The 17,376-nt window shown below is 43.7% G+C and carries 13 protein-coding genes and 2 tRNA genes; 5 read left to right on the top strand and 10 right to left on the bottom strand.

What is annotated here, in order from left to right; genetic code table 11:
* Positions 1-153: 153 nt before the first annotated feature.
* Positions 154-1,983 (top strand): phosphoenolpyruvate carboxykinase (GTP), encoded by a 1,830-nt coding sequence (locus tag LU293_RS08705; protein ID WP_242747367.1) that lies wholly within the window; start codon positions 154-156, stop codon positions 1,981-1,983.
* A gap of 109 nt (positions 1,984-2,092) precedes the next feature.
* Here LU293_RS08705 and lptB read toward each other — a convergent pair whose 3' ends face one another.
* The 10 genes from lptB to LU293_RS08655 all read right to left on the bottom strand — a co-directional run bounded on the left by lptB (position 2,093) and on the right by LU293_RS08655 (position 8,172).
* Entirely contained in the window at positions 2,093-2,848 is a 756-nt protein-coding gene (lptB, locus tag LU293_RS08700) for an LPS export ABC transporter ATP-binding protein (protein WP_375540332.1), read from the bottom strand.
* Positions 2,849-2,872: 24 nt separating this feature from the next.
* The gene (lptA, locus tag LU293_RS08695; protein WP_375540368.1) at positions 2,873-3,355 is read right to left on the bottom strand and encodes a lipopolysaccharide transport periplasmic protein LptA; all 483 of its coding nucleotides are present in this window, start codon (positions 3,353-3,355) and stop codon (positions 2,873-2,875) included.
* 41 nt (positions 3,356-3,396) lie between these two features.
* The gene (gene lptC / locus LU293_RS08690) at positions 3,397-3,954 is read right to left on the bottom strand and encodes an LPS export ABC transporter periplasmic protein LptC (RefSeq protein ID WP_242747363.1); all 558 of its coding nucleotides are present in this window, start codon (positions 3,952-3,954) and stop codon (positions 3,397-3,399) included.
* A 9-nt stretch (positions 3,955-3,963) separates the two neighbouring features.
* Positions 3,964-4,488 carry a KdsC family phosphatase gene (locus LU293_RS08685; protein ID WP_242747361.1) on the bottom strand — a complete coding sequence of 175 codons (525 nt, stop codon included), beginning with the start codon at positions 4,486-4,488 and terminating at the stop codon, positions 3,964-3,966.
* A 2-nt stretch (positions 4,489-4,490) separates the two neighbouring features.
* Positions 4,491-5,468 (bottom strand): KpsF/GutQ family sugar-phosphate isomerase, encoded by a 978-nt coding sequence (locus LU293_RS08680; protein ID WP_242749756.1) that lies wholly within the window; start codon positions 5,466-5,468, stop codon positions 4,491-4,493.
* Positions 5,469-5,682: 214 nt separating this feature from the next.
* Positions 5,683-6,276 carry an RNA chaperone Hfq gene (gene hfq / locus LU293_RS08675; protein WP_242747360.1) on the bottom strand — a complete coding sequence of 198 codons (594 nt, stop codon included), beginning with the start codon at positions 6,274-6,276 and terminating at the stop codon, positions 5,683-5,685.
* A 51-nt stretch (positions 6,277-6,327) separates the two neighbouring features.
* Complete coding sequence (miaA, locus tag LU293_RS08670) at positions 6,328-7,416, bottom strand: tRNA (adenosine(37)-N6)-dimethylallyltransferase MiaA (RefSeq protein WP_242747359.1); 1,089 nt, start codon at positions 7,414-7,416, stop codon at positions 6,328-6,330.
* Positions 7,417-7,418: 2 nt separating this feature from the next.
* Entirely contained in the window at positions 7,419-7,907 is a 489-nt protein-coding gene (gene tsaE, locus LU293_RS08665; RefSeq protein WP_242747358.1) for a tRNA (adenosine(37)-N6)-threonylcarbamoyltransferase complex ATPase subunit type 1 TsaE, read from the bottom strand.
* A gap of 85 nt (positions 7,908-7,992) precedes the next feature.
* A tRNA-Leu gene (locus tag LU293_RS08660) sits at positions 7,993-8,078 on the bottom strand.
* A 20-nt stretch (positions 8,079-8,098) separates the two neighbouring features.
* Positions 8,099-8,172, bottom strand: a tRNA-Cys gene (locus LU293_RS08655).
* Between the two features lie 363 nt (positions 8,173-8,535).
* Between LU293_RS08655 and LU293_RS08650 the strand changes: the two genes are divergently transcribed.
* The 4 genes from LU293_RS08650 (at position 8,536) to lon (ending at position 17,014) form a co-directional block, all read left to right on the top strand.
* Positions 8,536-9,858, top strand: a complete 1,323-nt coding sequence (locus tag LU293_RS08650; RefSeq protein ID WP_242747357.1) for an efflux RND transporter periplasmic adaptor subunit — start codon at positions 8,536-8,538, stop codon at positions 9,856-9,858.
* A 12-nt stretch (positions 9,859-9,870) separates the two neighbouring features.
* Complete coding sequence (locus LU293_RS08645; protein WP_242747356.1) at positions 9,871-13,014, top strand: efflux RND transporter permease subunit; 3,144 nt, start codon at positions 9,871-9,873, stop codon at positions 13,012-13,014.
* Positions 13,015-13,060: 46 nt separating this feature from the next.
* A complete protein-coding gene (locus tag LU293_RS08640) occupies positions 13,061-14,464 on the top strand; it encodes an efflux transporter outer membrane subunit (protein ID WP_242747355.1) in 1,404 nt (467 codons plus the stop codon).
* A 141-nt stretch (positions 14,465-14,605) separates the two neighbouring features.
* Complete coding sequence (gene lon, locus LU293_RS08635; protein WP_242747353.1) at positions 14,606-17,014, top strand: endopeptidase La; 2,409 nt, start codon at positions 14,606-14,608, stop codon at positions 17,012-17,014.
* Positions 17,015-17,376: the final 362 nt, after the last annotated feature.

Genomic DNA, 17,376 nt, shown 5'->3' with positions numbered 1-17,376 from the left:
CACCATTCATTTTATAAATAAAGCTTATCATTTTGCTAAAAATATGATTTAATAGGGCAACTTGTAACAAATTACTACATTACATAGCCTGCTATATTGTGATGTTATTACAAATAATTTAATACCATCTTTAAATATCAACCGAGATTTATCATGACTGCTCAAGTTGCTGCTCCTAACTTCGTTCGCCACCAATCCCTAATTAACTGGGTTAATGACATCGCCAAGCTTACCAAGCCAGCAAAAATCGAATGGTGCGACGGCTCAGATGAAGAATATAATCGCCTTATCAACTTAATGATTGATAATGGTACGATGATTAAGCTAAACGATGAAAAACACCCTAACTCTTATCTGGCAAGCTCTGACCCATCAGATGTGGCTCGTGTAGAAGACCGCACTTTTATCTGTAGTGAGCGTGAGATTGACGCAGGGGCGACTAACAACTGGCAAGAACCTGCTCAAATGCGTACCAAGTTAAATAGCCTGTTTGATGGCTGTATGGCTGGACGCACCATGTATGTCGTGCCATTTTCTATGGGTCCTTTAGGTAGTCATATTGCTCACATTGGCATTGAAATTACCGACAGCCCTTATGTCGTGGTCAGTATGCGTAAGATGGCTCGCATGGGCAAGGCAGTTTATGACGTACTTGGTGCAGATGGCAAGTTTGTACCTTGCGTGCATTCGGTTGGCAGACCCCTAGCTGATGGCGAAAAAGACGTAGCATGGCCATGTAATGATGATAAATACATCGTGCATTTTCCTGAAAGTCGTGAGATTTGGTCATATGGCTCAGGCTATGGTGGTAACGCCCTGCTTGGTAAAAAATGCTTGGCACTGCGTATCGCATCAGTCATGGGGCGTGAGCAAGGCTGGCTTGCCGAGCATATGCTTATCCTTGGCGTAACCAACCCTAAGGGCGAAAAACACTACATCGCTGCAGCTTTCCCATCAGCGTGTGGTAAGACCAATTTTGCCATGCTTATTCCACCAGCAGGCTATGAAGGCTGGAAAGTGGAAACTGTAGGCGATGACATTGCTTGGATTAAGCCATCAGAAGATGGACGACTATATGCCATCAACCCAGAAGCAGGCTTTTTTGGCGTTGCTCCCGGCACAAATACCAAAACCAACTCCAACTGCATGGCATCACTTGCCCAAGACGTCATTTACACAAACGTAGCAGTTACCGAAGATGGTGAAGTATGGTGGGAAGGCAAAACCAAAGAAACGCCTGATAACCTAATTAACTGGAAAGGCGAAAAACACGACGGTCGCGAAAAAGCCTCCCATCCAAATGCCCGTTTTACCGTGTCAGCTGCCCAATGTCCATCGATTGACCCTAACTGGGAAAACCCAGAAGGCGTGCCAATCTCCGCATTCATCTTTGGCGGTCGCCGTGCCGACACTGTGCCTTTAATCTCTGAAGCTTTTGACTGGGTAGATGGTGTATATAAAGCCGCCACGATGGGTTCTGAAACCACTGCCGCCGCCACAGGTGCCCAAGGCGTGGTACGCCGTGACCCATTTGCGATGTTGCCTTTTTCAGGCTATAACATGGCAGATTATTTTAGCCACTGGCTTGAGATGGGTGAAAAGTTAGAAAAACTAACGAGCGAGCATGGCACCAAAATGCCAAAAATGTTCAAAGTGAACTGGTTCCGTCGTGACGAGAATGGTGACTTTGTCTGGCCAGGATTTGGGCAAAATATGCGTGTGCTTGAGTGGATTATTAACCGCTGTGAAGACCGTGCTAACGCTGTTAGAACACCCATCGGTCTTGTGCCAACCTATGATGATCTAAACTGGACGAATAGCGATTTTAGCAAGGCTCAATTTGACCTTGTCACCTCCCAAGATAAAAACCAATGGATAGATGAGCTAAATAGTCATAAAGAGCTGTTTGATAAGCTTGGTGAGCGTATGCCTAAGACTCTTAAAGATCATAACCAAAAGCTATTGCAAGACATTCAAGCCTAACACCCTAAAAATCCCCAAACCAAGTTTGGGGATTTTTATTTTATAAATAGCAATTACAGGCATTCATCTGTCACCCCAGCATAACCTTGCAAAGCAATCACAGTCTTATCTAAACGGTAAAATCCTTGCCAAGATATACTTTTTGGACCAACTCATCATCCAAAATGGCTTGTGGAGTGCCTTGTGCGATAATCCGCCCTTCAGATACGATGTACGCTTTTTCACAAATTGACAGAGTCTCACGCACATTATGGTCGGTAATAAGAACGCCAATCCCACGATTTTTAAGGGTGGTAATCACTTCTTTAATATCACCAACTGAAATGGGATCTACACCTGCAAAAGGCTCATCAAGCAAAATAAACTTCGGGTTACTTGCCAAACATCTTGCAATCTCACAGCGGCGACGTTCGCCACCTGAGACACTCATACCAAGAGAATGTCGCACACGCCCTAGATGAAATTCACTCATCAGCTTTTCTAGCTCAGCTTTTTGCTCATCTTTATTTAAGTCGTGGCGAGTTTGTAATATCGCCATAATATTATCTTGAATGGAAAGCTTGCGAAATATCGAAGCCTCTTGGGGTAAATAGCCAATGCCTGCTTTAGCTCGCTCATGCATGGCTTTTTTGGACAAATCTGTATCACCAAGCTTAACTTGACCACGATCCATAGGCACAAGCCCCACCACCATATAAAAGCTGGTCGTCTTACCTGCTCCATTTGGCCCTAAAATACCCACGACCTGACCTGCGTCAATCTCAAATGACACATCAGTCACCACCCAACGCTGACCATAACGCTTGCCAAGATGGCTCATACTCAGTGTCATCTTAGGGGTGGTTGTCGGTATTATCTTTGTCATGTACTACCTTAAACTATTCAACTGTTAAGAACTTGGTGGAAAAACCAGCTCTACTCGCTGTCCGCCACCTGCATTTGCTTCTACATCGCCTTTTGCTAAATTATAGCGGATGGTGTTACCTGCAAAACTTGCACCCGCTTGTGTGAGCTTAGCATTACCTGATAGCGTAATAATACCTGTGGCGGTGTCATAATCTATCTTACTTGCCCGACCTTTTGCCAAGCCCTTGTCAGCAGTGATAACTTGCTGTAACGTAGCAGGTCGTCCTGTCGCCACGACAGTCTGAATGCTGCGATCTTTGGCTAAATTTAGCGTCAGATTATCCGCATTCATCTTTAGCGTGCCTTGGGTGATGGTGACATTGCCTGAGTAGGTTGTCACGCCTGTACTGGCGGTATAAGTTGCCTTATCTGCCAGCAGTCTGATCGGCTCTTTACTATCAGAAGGTAAAGCATTCGCCACGATAGACAAGGCAAGTCCTATGGCAATACCGCTTAACTTTTTCATGTAATTTAATACAATCTTCATATTCAATACCTTAAAACCATTTAGCGACCAGCAGGCTGATACCACATCTCAATGTGATGAAATTGGTATTCACCTGTGTCTAAATCTGCCGTAAACCCCTGTGCTTTAAAGCTGTCAAAACCCTGCTCAACTGTGATAGGCTGATCGCTTTGAACAGTACGGCTTTTGGTGTTACCAACCATCTTGTCACCTTGGATGACCATCTTTGGGGCAGTATCGGTCGCATCTTTTGTCAGTGTAAATCCACCAATCAGATATAAATCCCCTGTCGTCTGATCTAAAGTTGCACGCTTGGCGGTTAAGCCATAATGAGCTAAATCCGACGGCTGCCAATCCATTACCACATCTGCCATCATGTCTTTGCCATCGGCATTTTGGACAAGCGACTGGGCAGTAAGCGTGTATTCTACCTTTCCTGTCTTGGGATTAGTCTGAATGGCTTGAATTTGTGATACTTCAGAAGTCACATCAGGCGTTGATGGTAATGCTGGCTTTACTTCCACATCTTCTTGATAAAAAAACCAAGTCGCTAATGCCAAAATGACAGCACCTAATATGAATAAAAAACGCATTTTCATTGCCAATTCCTACAAAAATTGTGCAATAAATGCATCAAATTCACCACGAGCCTGCAAAATCAGCTCACACGCCTCACGCACCGCACCATCACCGCCATATCGCACGGTTATAAAATCTGCCACAGCCTGAGTTTCGGCACAGCCATTTGGGACACTAATGCCAAGCCCAGCCTCACGAACCGCCTTTAGATCAGGCAAGTCGTCCCCCATATAAGCACACTCATCCAAGTTAACACCTAAGTTGCAGGCAAGCTTTGATAATGCGGTAAACTTATCATCTCGCCCTTGGATGACATGGCTAATACCAAGCTCACTTGCACGACGCTCTACCATAGCAGATCGTCTGCCTGTGATAATCGCAAGTTCCACTCCGATGCCTTGCAATGCCTTTAGACCCACGCCATCTTGCACATAAAATGCCTTCGTCTCCACACCTTCAGCATTATAAATGATTTTACCATCAGATAAAATACCGTCCACATCCATTGCAAATAGCTTAATTTTTTGTGCTTTTTTTAGGATATTTTCATTCATCGCTACGAAACCCCCGCTTGAATTAAATCATGAATGCCAATCACACCCACAAGAGAGCCTTTGTCTAACACAAGTAGCTGGCTGATATTATGCTCGTTCATTAAAGTCAGTGCGTCAGAAGCACGCATGCTTTGGTGAGTGCTTTTTGGTGTTCTAGTCATTAGTTCACCAATTGATGTAGTCAGTGCGACATTTTGACTAAGTTTACGACGTAAATCACCATCGGTAAAGATTCCCACAACTTTATCATCATCATTAAGCACGATAGCAAGTCCCAATCTTCCTGTCGTCATCGTAAGCAACGTATCATTTAATGTCGTCTGTTGGCGAACAATGGGGAGATTCTCAGTGTGCATTAAATCTTGGACGCAAGTTAAGAGTTTACGCCCTAACGCACCCGCTGGATGGCTTAGGGCAAAATCACTGCTCGTAAAATTGCGTGCCTCAAGCAAAGCCACTGCCAACGCATCGCCTAATGCCAAAGTTGCTGTGGTAGAAGACGTGGGTGCTAGCCCAAGCGGGCAAGCCTCTTCAGAGTTACCTAAGGTTAAGGCGATATCCGCTGATTTTGGCAAAAAGCCACGTTTATCACGGCTGATACTAATCAGCGGAATATTAAAATGCTTCACTACAGGTAACAGTGTACGAATCTCATCAGACTCGCCAGAGTTAGAAATCGCAATGAGTACATCGCCAGTTTTTAGCATGCCTAAGTCGCCATGACCTGCCTCGCCTGGATGCATAAAAAACGCAGCCGTGCCTGTGCTGGCAAAAGTCGCTGCCATCTTTCGTCCAATATGTCCAGACTTACCCATGCCTGTTATCACCACTCGTCCATGACATGCCAATATCGCTTGACACGCCTGCACGAACCGCTCGTCAATCTCATTTAGTAAAATCTGAAGAGCCTTAAGTTCGGTTGTGATGGCTTGCTTGCCAATATGGATAAAATCACAGTCTTTGGTTGCTTTATCGGCCATATCGTAAATAGTGTTCATGATTGGTTATTTACATGTCTAAAATAAATGATTTATCATATCACAGTTTATAGGCTTAAAGATACAATTACCGCATCATCGCATTGACAACAAGCACATCACCGAACAAAAAGGGCAACTTACTTAATAACCTGCTTAATAAAAAAGCCCACCAAGTGAGCTTTTTGATAAATAACGGGTAAAGGCTTGTAATGTATTAGTGAGTATTGCGGTAATTTGGGTCGTCTTTAAACCCATCCTCAGCATTAAAACTCTTTGAGTCATTTCGCTCAAAACCCTTGCCATCAAAGCCACGCTCTTCATAGCTTGAGCGATCAAAGCCCCTGCCAAAGCTTTCTGAAGTACGGTCATAATCAGTTTGACGTGTACCAAACCCACCGCCCTGCGGGTAGCTGTGGCGATCAAATCCGCTATTTTGGCGGTCAAACCCAGCATTCTGCGGTGGTGTGCGAGTAAAGCCACCACGCACGACCGAACCTGTGTTACCAAACCCAACGTTTTGGCGGTCAAACCCACCTGAGCTTGGGTAGCTTGGCGTGCTGGGAAAGGTGTTATTAGACGAGCCAGACGAAATACCATCAGTGCGTGGATTGCGTGTCGGCACAACCGTTGAGATGGCATGCTTATAGACCATCTGGCTTACGGTGTTTCTTAACAGCACCACATATTGATCAAAAGATTCAATCTGCCCTTGCAACTTAATGCCGTTCACCAAAAAAATAGAAACAGGAATACGATCTTTACGCAGCGCATTTAAAAATGGGTCTTGTAAACTTTGCCCTTTTGACATAATTTTCTCCAAAAGCACACAATGCCACTATTTTACTCTTAAAATAGGCTTTTAAAATAAACAATTTTTTAATTGTTGTATGCTGTCAAATGATGTAATTTTTACGTTTGTATTATTAAAATTAAGGCGTTGAAGTTGGCGTTGCCAAGTGGACTGGCGTTTTGCTAACTGCCTTGTTGCATATAATGCCTTATTTTTCATGTCTTGACAAGCCAAATCAACGAAATTTTGGTTGGATTTTGGGTGATTTTTTGGTAAATTTTCTAAAATTTTGTTATTTTTTTGTAGGTCGCTACTTAGGCGTGCCATTTGGTCATTTATCATCATCGCATCATGCCCTATAACCGCCAAGAACTCTAACACCTGTCGATAGCCAACGCATCGCATAGATGGCATGGTTGGCGTTAAGGTGGGGTATTGACGAATTAATCCAATGACTTCATCAATAAAACCTGCCTGCCACATCATATCAAGTCTTAGGGCAATCCTATCATGCAGCCACGCCCTATCAGGACAGACAGACAGCCCAATCCACTGCTTTGATGTGTCGTGGCATAATGCCTGCTTAGGCGTCGTCTGCCATACACTCATAGCTACATCAGTTTGCAAATGCACTTCCACCGCTCTTGTGATACGCTGGGTGTCGGTAATTTTTAGTTTATTACAAATCTTAGGGTCGTGCTTTTGTAGATAAGCGTATAGCTCATCAATCCCCTGATTGTAAAGCCAATTGGCCACTTTTTGGCGTATCTTAGGATCAGTATCAGGCACAGCAGATAGACCATCAAACAATGCCATATAATACATCATCGTCCCACCAACAAGCAGCGGAATCTTGCCCTTGTTATGAATTTGTTCAATCAGTGATTTTACATCTGTGACGAAATTTGCCACATTATATACTTCGGTAGGGTCAATAATATCCACCAAATGATGGGGAAATTGTGCCAACTCTGCATCTGTGGGCTTGGCTGTACCGATGTTCATATCTCGATAGATTAAAGCAGAGTCTACCGAGATCAGCTCAAACCGCCCTGTATCATACAGCTTGCACGCCAAATCCGTCTTACCGCTGGCAGTCGGTGCAATGAGTGATAGCACGGTGTTATCTGGTAGATTTTTATGGTTTAGGCTTGGCATTATCAGACATTTAGGTCGGTTAAGTTTAGGTGGGCTAAGTTGATTGTATCATTAGGGCTAGTGACGGTAACACTACGACAGTCGTTTTTTAGCTGCTTAATCTTGATTGTTAAATCAGGCTTTGGTAATAAGGTTTCGGCACGGCTTGCCCACTCAATAATAACCAACACATTAGGCTCATCAAAGTATTCAAAAAACCCAATAAAATCGAGCTCTTCAGGGTCATTTAAACGATAAAGATCAGCGTGATAAACTGACTTTAGCTCGCCATTTGGCTGAGTAATCTGATAGGGCTCAACCAACGTAAAGGTAGGGCTTTTTACACTGCCTTTATGACCTAAGGCTCTAAGCAGATGGCGGGTTAATGTGGTCTTTCCTGCACCCAAATCACCAGACAAGCGGATAAAGCCTGTAGGGTTTAACTCCGCTAGACATTTGGCAAATTGCTCGGTTTGTTTTTCATCGCTCAATATAAAAGTCTGTGTCGTCATAAATCTGGTAATTGTCAGGATAAATCTGTTTGGTTAATAACAAAAACCCTTAAAGTTATCAACTTCAAGGGTTTTGTCTATAATATGGTGCCCGGGGCCGGACTTGAACCGGCACGCTCAAAGAGCGAGGGATTTTAAATCCCTTGTGTCTACCAATTTCACCACCCGGGCATATTGCTGTTAGCAACTTTTGGAGGCTGAGGTCGGAATCGAACCGGCGTACACGGAGTTGCAGTCCGCTGCATGACCACTCTGCCACCCAGCCTTTGTGGTTTGTTATAATACCAAAGATTTTAAAAAACGCAAGTAAAATTTTACAAATTTTATAAAAAATTTTATCCGTGGTATAAAAATGGTGTAAATTCACCACAATAACACCGATAAATCACATAAAATTAGACTTGCTTTGCACACACTTTTTAGCAAATGTCAAAGAATTTATTTTCATTTATCGCTATATTTTATAAGGTTTTCTGTACGATTTTAGCGTATAATGAGAAAGTTTACTGATGTAAACCAATCACAGTTATGTCTTTTTAGACAATACTCGTAGTTTTAGAATTTCATTTATAATGACAACTCATTAAGAATAAAATTCTAAGACTTTTCTTTATCCTAAGGAAAGTTTATGAAATCAAACTTATACATTGCCATCATTACTGCTATTATGGCAGGCGTGGCTCTGACAGCTTGCGATAAGCCAAATGATGCTAAGCAATCTGTCGCTCAGCAGATGCCTGTTGCAACTGTCAATGTCCAAACTGTAAAATTACAGTCTTTACCTGTCATCAAAGAATTCTCTGGGCGAGTGAATGCTGTCGCTGTCTCAGAAGTTCGTCCGCAGGTCACAGGCATTATTGATGAAGTACTGTTTCGTGAAGGCAGCTATGTTAAAAAAGGTCAGCCGCTTTATCGCATTAACACTGACAGCTATAAAAGTGCTGTGATTTCAGGTCAAGCTGCCGTTGCCAATGCCCAAGCTACCGCCCAAAACGCTCGTGCCGCCTATGCCAATGCTAAGGCTAATATCGCCGTTCAAAAGGCAGCTCTTGATCAAGCTCAAGCAGATTTACAGCGACTATCTGGACTTGTTGAAGTAGATGCCATCTCTCAGCAGGCGTACGATCAAGCAGTTACAGCTGTAAATACCGCTCAAGCAAAACTACAGGCTGCACAAGCCACCGCCAATCAAGCTGCAGCTGGCATTAACAGTGCAGAAGCTGCCATCGGCAGTGCCAAGGCTGGATTAAATGCCAGTCAGCTTGATCTAAGTCGCACGATTGTTAGAGCTCCTATATCAGGGAAAATTGGCATTTCTGCTGCCACTAATGGGGCTTTAGTCTCTGCCAACCAAGCAAAAGCACTGGCCACCATCTCTCGCACTGATATGGTCTATGTGGACATCAGCCAATCAAGCTCAGAACTACTTCGCTTACGTCAGCAGCTTTCTGAAGGCACAGCGTCCCAAGGTAGCCTAGAGGTGCAGATTGTACTAGAAGACGGTACAGTTTATCCAATTTTAGGTCAGCTTGCCTTACTAGATGCCACTGTTGATGAATCAACAGGCTCAGTTACCATTCGTGCCGTATTCCCAAATCCTGACGACATTTTATTGCCTGGTATGTATGTCAATGCTCGAGTGGCGCAAGCAGTCATCGATAATGCGACTCTTATCCCCCAAAGTGCCTTAATTCGCTCACCCAAAGGCGACACCCAAGTCTATGTGGTTAATAATGCCAATAAAATTGAAGTGCGACCTGTTCAGGTGGCAGGCACTTACGAAGGTCAATGGGTAATCTCTGAGGGGCTTGTATCAAAAGATCAAGTCGTCGTGTTAGGTGGTGCTAAAGTTAAGCCAGGACAAGACGTAAAAACAGCTCCTTATGTGTCAGATACCGCTTCTCAGCCAAATGTAGCTCAAGCAAATGCTGATGCCAAAGTGACTCAATAAGGTATAGCCGTCATGTCAAAATTTTTTATTGAACGCCCTATTTTCGCTTGGGTGCTGGCAATGCTTATCATGTTAGTGGGTCTATTATCTACTCGCTCGCTACCTGTAGAACAATACCCAAAGATTGCCCCAACCACAGTCAGTGTGAATGCCGTCTATCCAGGAGCAGACGCTCAAACAGTTGAAAACTCAGTGACCCAAGTTATTGAGCAACAGATGAAAGGGCTTGATGGCTTACAGTATATGTCATCTAGCTCATCAGCAACAGGCTCAGCTTCTGTTACATTAACTTTTGATAACAGCATCGATCCAGACACTGCCCAAGTGCAAGTCCAAAACAAACTCCAAGCTGCCACAAGTTCTCTACCAGAGCCTGTCCAGCGTCAAGGCGTGTCTGTCTCTAAATCGGCAAGCGGATTTTTAGCAGTATTTGCTTTTACATCAGAAGACGGCTCTATGGACCGTACAGATATCGCCGATTACCTAAACTCAAGTGTCGTCGATCAGATAAGCCGTGTTGATGGCGTGGGTGGCGTCAATGTCTTTGGCTCATCTTATGCCATGCGAGTGTGGCTAGACCCTGAAAAGTTACGTGCTTATAGCCTTATGCCATCAGACGTCGCAGCTGCCATTACCGCCCAAAACGCTCAAGTGTCAGCAGGTCAGCTTGCTGCAGTTCCATCAGCTACTGATCGTCAGGTGATTAACGCCACCGTTACTGTTCAAAGCTATCTAAAAACAGTTGAAGAGTTTAATAATATCCTACTAAAAACCGATGGCAGTGGTGCTAAAGTACGTCTGCGTGATGTCGCTAAAGTCGAAATTGGCAGTGAAAATTACAACTTCATCAGTGAGTATGATGGCAAAGCAGCTTCAGGCATGGCGATCATGCTTGCCAGCGGTGCAAACGCCCTAAGCGTACGAGAAGCCGTTCAGCAGCGTATGGATGAGTTGTCGGTTAATTTCCCAAAAGGCATGGCGGTAAATGTGCCATACGACACCACGCCATTTGTGAAACTATCCATCAAACAGGTGGTCATGACTTTATTTGAAGCGATTGTGCTTGTATTTTTAGTCATGCTACTGTTCTTACAGAATTGGCGAGCCACATTAATCCCAACGCTTGCTGTGCCTGTGGTCATTCTAGGCACGCTTGCTATTTTGCTGATAGCTGGATTTAGCATTAACATTCTTACCATGTTTGCCTTGGTGCTTGCCATCGGTCTTTTGGTAGATGATGCCATCATCGTTGTAGAAAACGTGGAGCGTATTTTAGAAGAAAACCCGACCATCTCAGTCAAGGATGCCACCAAACAATCTATGAGAGAGATTGGTAAAGTTGTTATCGGTATTGCCTGTATTTTATCTGTGGTGTTTGTGCCAATGATTTTCTTTGGTGGCTCTACAGGGGTGATTTATCGTCAATTTGCAGTAACACTAATCACCAGCATGACGCTATCCGCCCTTGTGGCACTCATATTCACACCTGCTTTATGCGTGTCTTTACTTAAACGCCATAACAAAAAACCACTGTCACAGCAGACAGGATTTTTTGGTTGGTTTAACCGCTTTTTTGATAAGGCAAGTCGCAATTATGAGTCTTTTGTAGGTAAGTCAATCAAGGCTCGCTGGGCTTTTCTTGCACTGTATGCACTGGTTGTTGGTATTATGGGCTTTACACTTCATAAACTACCCGGTTCATTCGTACCCGAAGAAGACCAAGGCATGCTAATGTCTATCGTACAGCTACCTACTGGCTCAACCATTAATCAAACCCAAGCGGTGATGAGTGATGTGCGGCACTATTTTGAGAATCAAGAACAAAATAACGTCGAAAGCGTCTTTACCATTGCAGGCTTTAGCTTTATGGGTTCTGGTCAAAATAACGGCATGGCATTTATTCGCCTAAAAGACTGGGACGAGCGTACAGGTGATGCCAACACAGCTGCCAGCATTGCAGGCAAAGCGATGGGCTACTTTATGGGTGGCTACAACCAAGCAAACGTCTTTACCCTAGCACCACCTGCCATTCAAGGCATGGGGCAATCAAACGGCTTTAACTTGCAACTACAAAATGTCGGCAATCTAAGCCATGAAGAGTTTATTGAGGCTCGCAATATGCTTCTTGGTATGGCAGCCCAAAGCACTGTCGTTACCCAAGTTCGCCCAAATGGTCAAGAAGACGCACCTGAACTTAAAGTAGATATTAACCAAGAGCAAGCTGCCGCCTATGGGTTAAATCTTGCCACCATTAACGCTACCATCTCACAAGCGTGGGGGTCTCGCTACGTTAACGACTTCATTGACCGTGGACGCATTAAAAGAGTTTATATGCAAGGTGAACCTGAAAGTCGCAGCGTACCTGAAGACATTAATAAATGGTATGTACGCAATAATGAAGGTCAGATGATAGGCTTTGGGGCGTTTTCTAGTAGTCATTGGCAATACGGCTCACCTAAGCTTGAACGATATAACAGCCTATCATCGCTAAACATCACAGGCTCAGCGGTCGCTGGCAAATCCACAGGCGATGCGATGGCAGAAATGGAAAGCATGATTGCCAAGCTGCCTGATGGCATCAGCTATGAGTGGTCTGGCTTATCTTTAGAAGAGAAAAAATCAGGCTCACAAGCACCAATACTTTATGCCATTTCTATGCTTGTGGTATTTTTATGCTTGGCTGCCTTATACGAAAGCTGGTCTGTACCTTTTGCTGTTATGCTTGTTGTGCCACTTGGCGTGGTAGGTGCTGTACTGTTTACCGCCTTTGATGGGCTGGCCAATGACGTCTATTTGCAAGTGGGACTTTTAACCGTTATCGGATTATCCGCTAAAAATGCCATCTTAATCATCGAGGTTGCAAAAGAACTCCAAGAGGCAGGTTACACCCTAAAAGAAGCAGTGATGAAAGCAGGAAGACAAAGGCTTCGCCCAATCATCATGACATCGCTTGCTTTTGGCATCGGTGTTGTGCCATTATATATGGCAACAGGAGCAGGCTCAGGCAGTCAAAATGCCGTGGGTACAAGCGTGCTGGGCGGGGTGATTACTGCCACACTCTTAGGTATTTTCTTTATCCCAATGTTTTATGTATGGGTGCGGTCAATTTTCCCTTATAAAGAAAATAAAGAAAAACCTGTAACAACAACTCACTAAACCATAAAAGCCCCACTTTTAAATAAGTGGGGTAGTAGGATTTTACATGAAAGCAATTCGTCCTTTATTAGCATTGACTGCCATTAGCCTTGCAGTATCGGCGTGTAGTGTCCCGCCAAAGACCACACCCCAAAACATCCGACCAAACCTTCCAAACGAAAGTTATGAGTTAGACCAAACTCCCCAAAGCGATGCCAAGAGTGTGGCAGCGATGCGTTGGCAAGATTTTTATTCAGATGATAAACTTAAGACACTAATTAAACTTGGTTTACACCATAATAAAGATCTAAAAAACGCTGTACTTGCCATTCAAAGTGCCAAGGCAAAATACCAAATCACCGACGCAAACAGCCGTCCCACGCTTGGTATAAATAGCAGTGCCAATCACGGTGTAACACCACCTGATGCAAATCCGCATACCATTTATCAAGTTGGGCTTGCTGTGCCAAGCTATGAGATTGATTTATGGGGTAAAGTTGCCAGTAGTAAAGCTGCCGCCTTAGAAGACTATCTAAGCACAGCCGCTGCCAAAGATGCTGTGCAAATTTCGCTTATTGCCAATATTGCAGAAACTTATGTCAACTTAAGCTATGCCCTAGCTCAGCAGCACCTAGCCAATGAGACACTAAAGACTCGTGAAAAAGCATTTGACATCACTAAAAAACGCTTTGAAGCAGGCATTGACGCTCGCACATCAAGCCTACAAGCTGAATCATCGCTTGAAAACGCTAGGCTTGCGGTATACCAATCCCAAACTGCCATCTTACGCTATAAGAACGCCCTGCAACTGCTTGTTGGCACACCAATTCCAAACGAGCTTATGCCTGTCATCGCTGTCGGCAATGTGACAAGCCCAAGCGTTTTTAGTGCAGGCTTACCAAGCGAACTGCTCACTTACCGCCCTGACATCATTCAGGCTGAACATCGCCTTAAGTCCGCAGGAGCAAATATTGGTGTGGCTAGAGCCGTTTATTTTCCAAGCATTCGCTTAGCAAGTAATATCGGTTATAGCTCAACTAGCCTTGATAATTTATTTAGCTCTGCTGCCCTTGGTTGGTCGTTCATGCCAAGCATTCACCTACCCATCTTTGATGGCAAAGCACGCCAAGCCAACTATGAAGTAGCAAAAATCGCCGAACAACAAGCCTTAACCGATTACGAAAAATCTATCCAAACAGCTTTTAAAGAAGTATCAGATGTCTTGGCAAGTCGTGCCACGATTGAAGATCAGCTAAAATCAGGCTACAAACTACAATCTAATTTACAACAGACTCATCTGATTGCTTATGCTCGCTTTCGTGCAGGCGTGGATAATTACCTAAACGTCCTAGATGCCGAACGCTCCTTATTCACCAATCAGCAGCAGCTGTTACAACTAGAAGAGCAAAAATCCATCAGTCAGATTCGTCTGTATCGAGCATTGGGCGGCGGCTCTACATTGGTGCAATAATCACCTTTACAAAAACCTAAAAAACGGTCGTCTAGCACGGCTGTTTTTATTTAGGCTGTAATATTTTTAATGCAATGGCTTGTATTTTGAGTAAAAAGCACCATAAACTTTTGAACTGATTTCATAAGATTAGGAATGTTTATGACCGATAATAATAAAAGACTGCCGCTACTTGCTGTGCGTGATGTCGTGGTTTATCCAAAAACACAAATCGCTTTATTCGTCGCACGCCCGCAATCGCTTTGGGCAATTGAAGCTGCTCAAGATAAGCACGATGGCAAAATTATCATCGTCTCCCAAAAAGACTCGTTAAGCGAAGAGATTGATACTGATAATCTACATGATGTCGGTACGATTTGCCGTATCATCAGCACCATGCCACATGATGCTGACAGCAACTGCCTAAAAGTCTTAATCGAAGGCTTAGAACGCACTAAGATTGACGACGTATTAAGCGAGTCGTTTATAACAGCAATCGCCAAACCAAGCCCTGTCAAGAACGACATGAGTGAAGATGAAATCGAAGCTCATCGTGAAGTGTTGCTTGACTTATTTACAGATTATGCCCAAGCCCACCTTAAGAACGCCAAAGATTTATTGCGTGTCGCTCATAAAATCACCGACCTATCAGAGCTTATCTATTTTATCGCCATGCGTACTTCCATCAGCCTAGATGATAAGCAGTTAATCTTAAGTAATGATGATGTCGGTGGCTACTGCGACCTTCTTATTAGCTACTTCACTAAGGCTAAGTCTGAACGTGGGTTTGAAAAAGAACTTCAAGACAGCGTGCGTAAACGCATGGAAAGCAATCAGCGTGAGTACTTCTTAAACGAAAAAATGAAAGTCATCAAAGATGAGCTTTACACCCTAAATGGTGAAAGTGATGATGACGATGATGAACTAGAAAAACGCCTAAAAGAAGCTGATCTACCTAAAGATGTTCGCAAAAAAGCCGAGAGTGAATTTAAAAAGTTAAAAATGATGCCTTCATCTTCATCAGAAGCTTCTGTGGTGCGTGGCTACATTGAGTGGATTTTAGACACCCCTTGGAATAAAGCCAGTAAAATCAGTATCGACCTAGACAAGGCAAAAGACACATTAAATAAAGACCATTATGGGCTAGATGATGTTAAAGATCGCATCTTAGAATATCTAGCAGTCCAAAGTCGAGTCAAACAACTTAAAGGTTCGATTTTATGTCTAGTAGGTCCGCCAGGTGTCGGTAAAACATCACTAGGCGAGAGTATTGCTCGTGCCACAGGACGTAAATTTGTGCGTATGGCGTTGGGTGGCGTGCGTGATGAAGCTGAAATCCGTGGACATCGCCGTACCTATATTGGTGCTATGCCCGGTAAAATCGTGCAGTCTTTGGCCAAAACTGAAGTGAAAAACCCATTGTTCTTGCTTGATGAAATTGACAAAATGGCACAAGACTCTCGTGGCGATCCAGCATCTGCCTTGCTTGAAGTGTTAGACCCATCTCAAAATAAAGCCTTTAACGACCATTATTTGGATTTAGATTTGGATCTTTCCCAAGTTATGTTCATCTGTACAGCAAACAGCATGGATATTCCACAAGCCTTACTAGATCGTATGGAAGTGATACGCTTGCCTGGCTATACCGAAGATGAGAAAATGAGCATTGCTCAAAACTACTTAATACCAAAAGCCCTAGAGCAAAACGGTCTAAAAGAAAACGAGCTTGATATCACAGACGATGCAGTGATGAGCATCATTCGCCATTATACACGAGAAGCTGGTGTGCGAAATTTAGAACGTGAGATTAATAAAATCAGCCGTAAAACGGTACGCCATCAAATTGAAACTTATGGCATTAAGCCAAAAAAATCAACCAAAATTAACGGCGTTACTATTGACGATAGCAACATTAGTGACTATCTTGGCGTCAAGCCATTTGATTATGGCTTAGCCGAAAAAGAGCCAGAAATTGGGCGAATCACAGGGCTGGCATGGACTTCTGTGGGCGGCGAACTACTCACCATTGAGACTGCCACTATGACAGGCAAGGGCGAGCTTGTCTTTACAGGGTCGCTTGGCGATGTCATGAAAGAGTCTATCCGTGCTGCCATGAGCGTGGTGCGTGCTAATGGCGAACGTCTTGGTATTGATTATGAGAAATTTAAAAATACCGACATTCATGTTCATATGCCAGAAGGTGCAACTCCCAAAGACGGACCTTCAGCAGGTATCGCCCTAACGACTGCAATTACTTCAGCCTTTACAGGCATTGCGATTCGACCTGACATCGCCATGACAGGCGAAGTAACACTTCGTGGCAAAGTCTTGCGTATCGGCGGACTCAAAGAAAAGCTTCTTGCTGCCCATCGTGGCGGTATCAAGCAGGTTCTAATCCCCAAATCCAACGAACGAGATTTGGCAGATATTCCTGACAATGTCAAAGAAGGTCTTATCATTCAAGCAGTTGAGACCATAGATGAAGTACTGAGTGTCGCCTTGACCAAACCCTTGATGCCCTTAAAGCCAAGTATGGTCGTCAAGACAGGCGAGCAAGTACTCAGAAGTTGATTAGATGGATTTGAACGTAAATAAGCCCAATATCATGTTGGGCTTATTTATTTGGGATACTGCCATTAAGGCAGAGCTGATATTGCCATTATGCTTGTGCAAGCAATGTCTATTTGGGTGTTATACGAAAAACTTGGTATTGAATATGTTACGATGATTACTTTGGCTTCTTTGTTCTTAAATGCCGTTGTCAGTAAGAAAATAGGTGTCATATTAGATAAGCATTCAAGGATACGTTCTGTTGTACTGGCAAATAGCTTGATGTGTTTTGTGATTATCTTTGCCTTAATCACACAAACAAAATAGCTTATTTTATGTTTTGTTATCCTTACTGGTTAGCGTATATTTTTCTATCTTTTACT

Origin of the sequence: Moraxella nasovis, from assembly GCF_022701215.1 — a bacterium.
Lineage (GTDB): Bacteria > Pseudomonadota > Gammaproteobacteria > Pseudomonadales > Moraxellaceae > Moraxella > Moraxella nasovis.
This window is presented reverse-complemented; position numbering and strand designations above follow the sequence as displayed.

Bases quoted from the DNA above. Each gene is read 5' to 3' on its own strand.
- LU293_RS08705 (WP_242747367.1), top strand. From the start codon at position 154: ATGACTGCTCAAGTTGCTGCTCCTAACTTCGTTCGCCACCAATCCCTA.
- lptB (WP_375540332.1), bottom strand. From the start codon at position 2,848: ATGACAAAGATAATACCGACAACCACCCCTAAGATGACACTGAGTATG.
- lptA (WP_375540368.1), bottom strand. From the start codon at position 3,355: ATGAAAAAGTTAAGCGGTATTGCCATAGGACTTGCCTTGTCTATCGTG.
- lptC (WP_242747363.1), bottom strand. From the start codon at position 3,954: ATGAAAATGCGTTTTTTATTCATATTAGGTGCTGTCATTTTGGCATTA.
- LU293_RS08685 (WP_242747361.1), bottom strand. From the start codon at position 4,488: ATGAATGAAAATATCCTAAAAAAAGCACAAAAAATTAAGCTATTTGCA.
- LU293_RS08680 (WP_242749756.1), bottom strand. From the start codon at position 5,468: ATGGCCGATAAAGCAACCAAAGACTGTGATTTTATCCATATTGGCAAG.
- hfq (WP_242747360.1), bottom strand. From the start codon at position 6,276: ATGTCAAAAGGGCAAAGTTTACAAGACCCATTTTTAAATGCGCTGCGT.
- miaA (WP_242747359.1), bottom strand. From the start codon at position 7,416: ATGCCAAGCCTAAACCATAAAAATCTACCAGATAACACCGTGCTATCA.
- tsaE (WP_242747358.1), bottom strand. From the start codon at position 7,907: ATGACGACACAGACTTTTATATTGAGCGATGAAAAACAAACCGAGCAA.
- LU293_RS08650 (WP_242747357.1), top strand. From the start codon at position 8,536: ATGAAATCAAACTTATACATTGCCATCATTACTGCTATTATGGCAGGC.
- LU293_RS08645 (WP_242747356.1), top strand. From the start codon at position 9,871: ATGTCAAAATTTTTTATTGAACGCCCTATTTTCGCTTGGGTGCTGGCA.
- LU293_RS08640 (WP_242747355.1), top strand. From the start codon at position 13,061: ATGAAAGCAATTCGTCCTTTATTAGCATTGACTGCCATTAGCCTTGCA.
- lon (WP_242747353.1), top strand. From the start codon at position 14,606: ATGACCGATAATAATAAAAGACTGCCGCTACTTGCTGTGCGTGATGTC.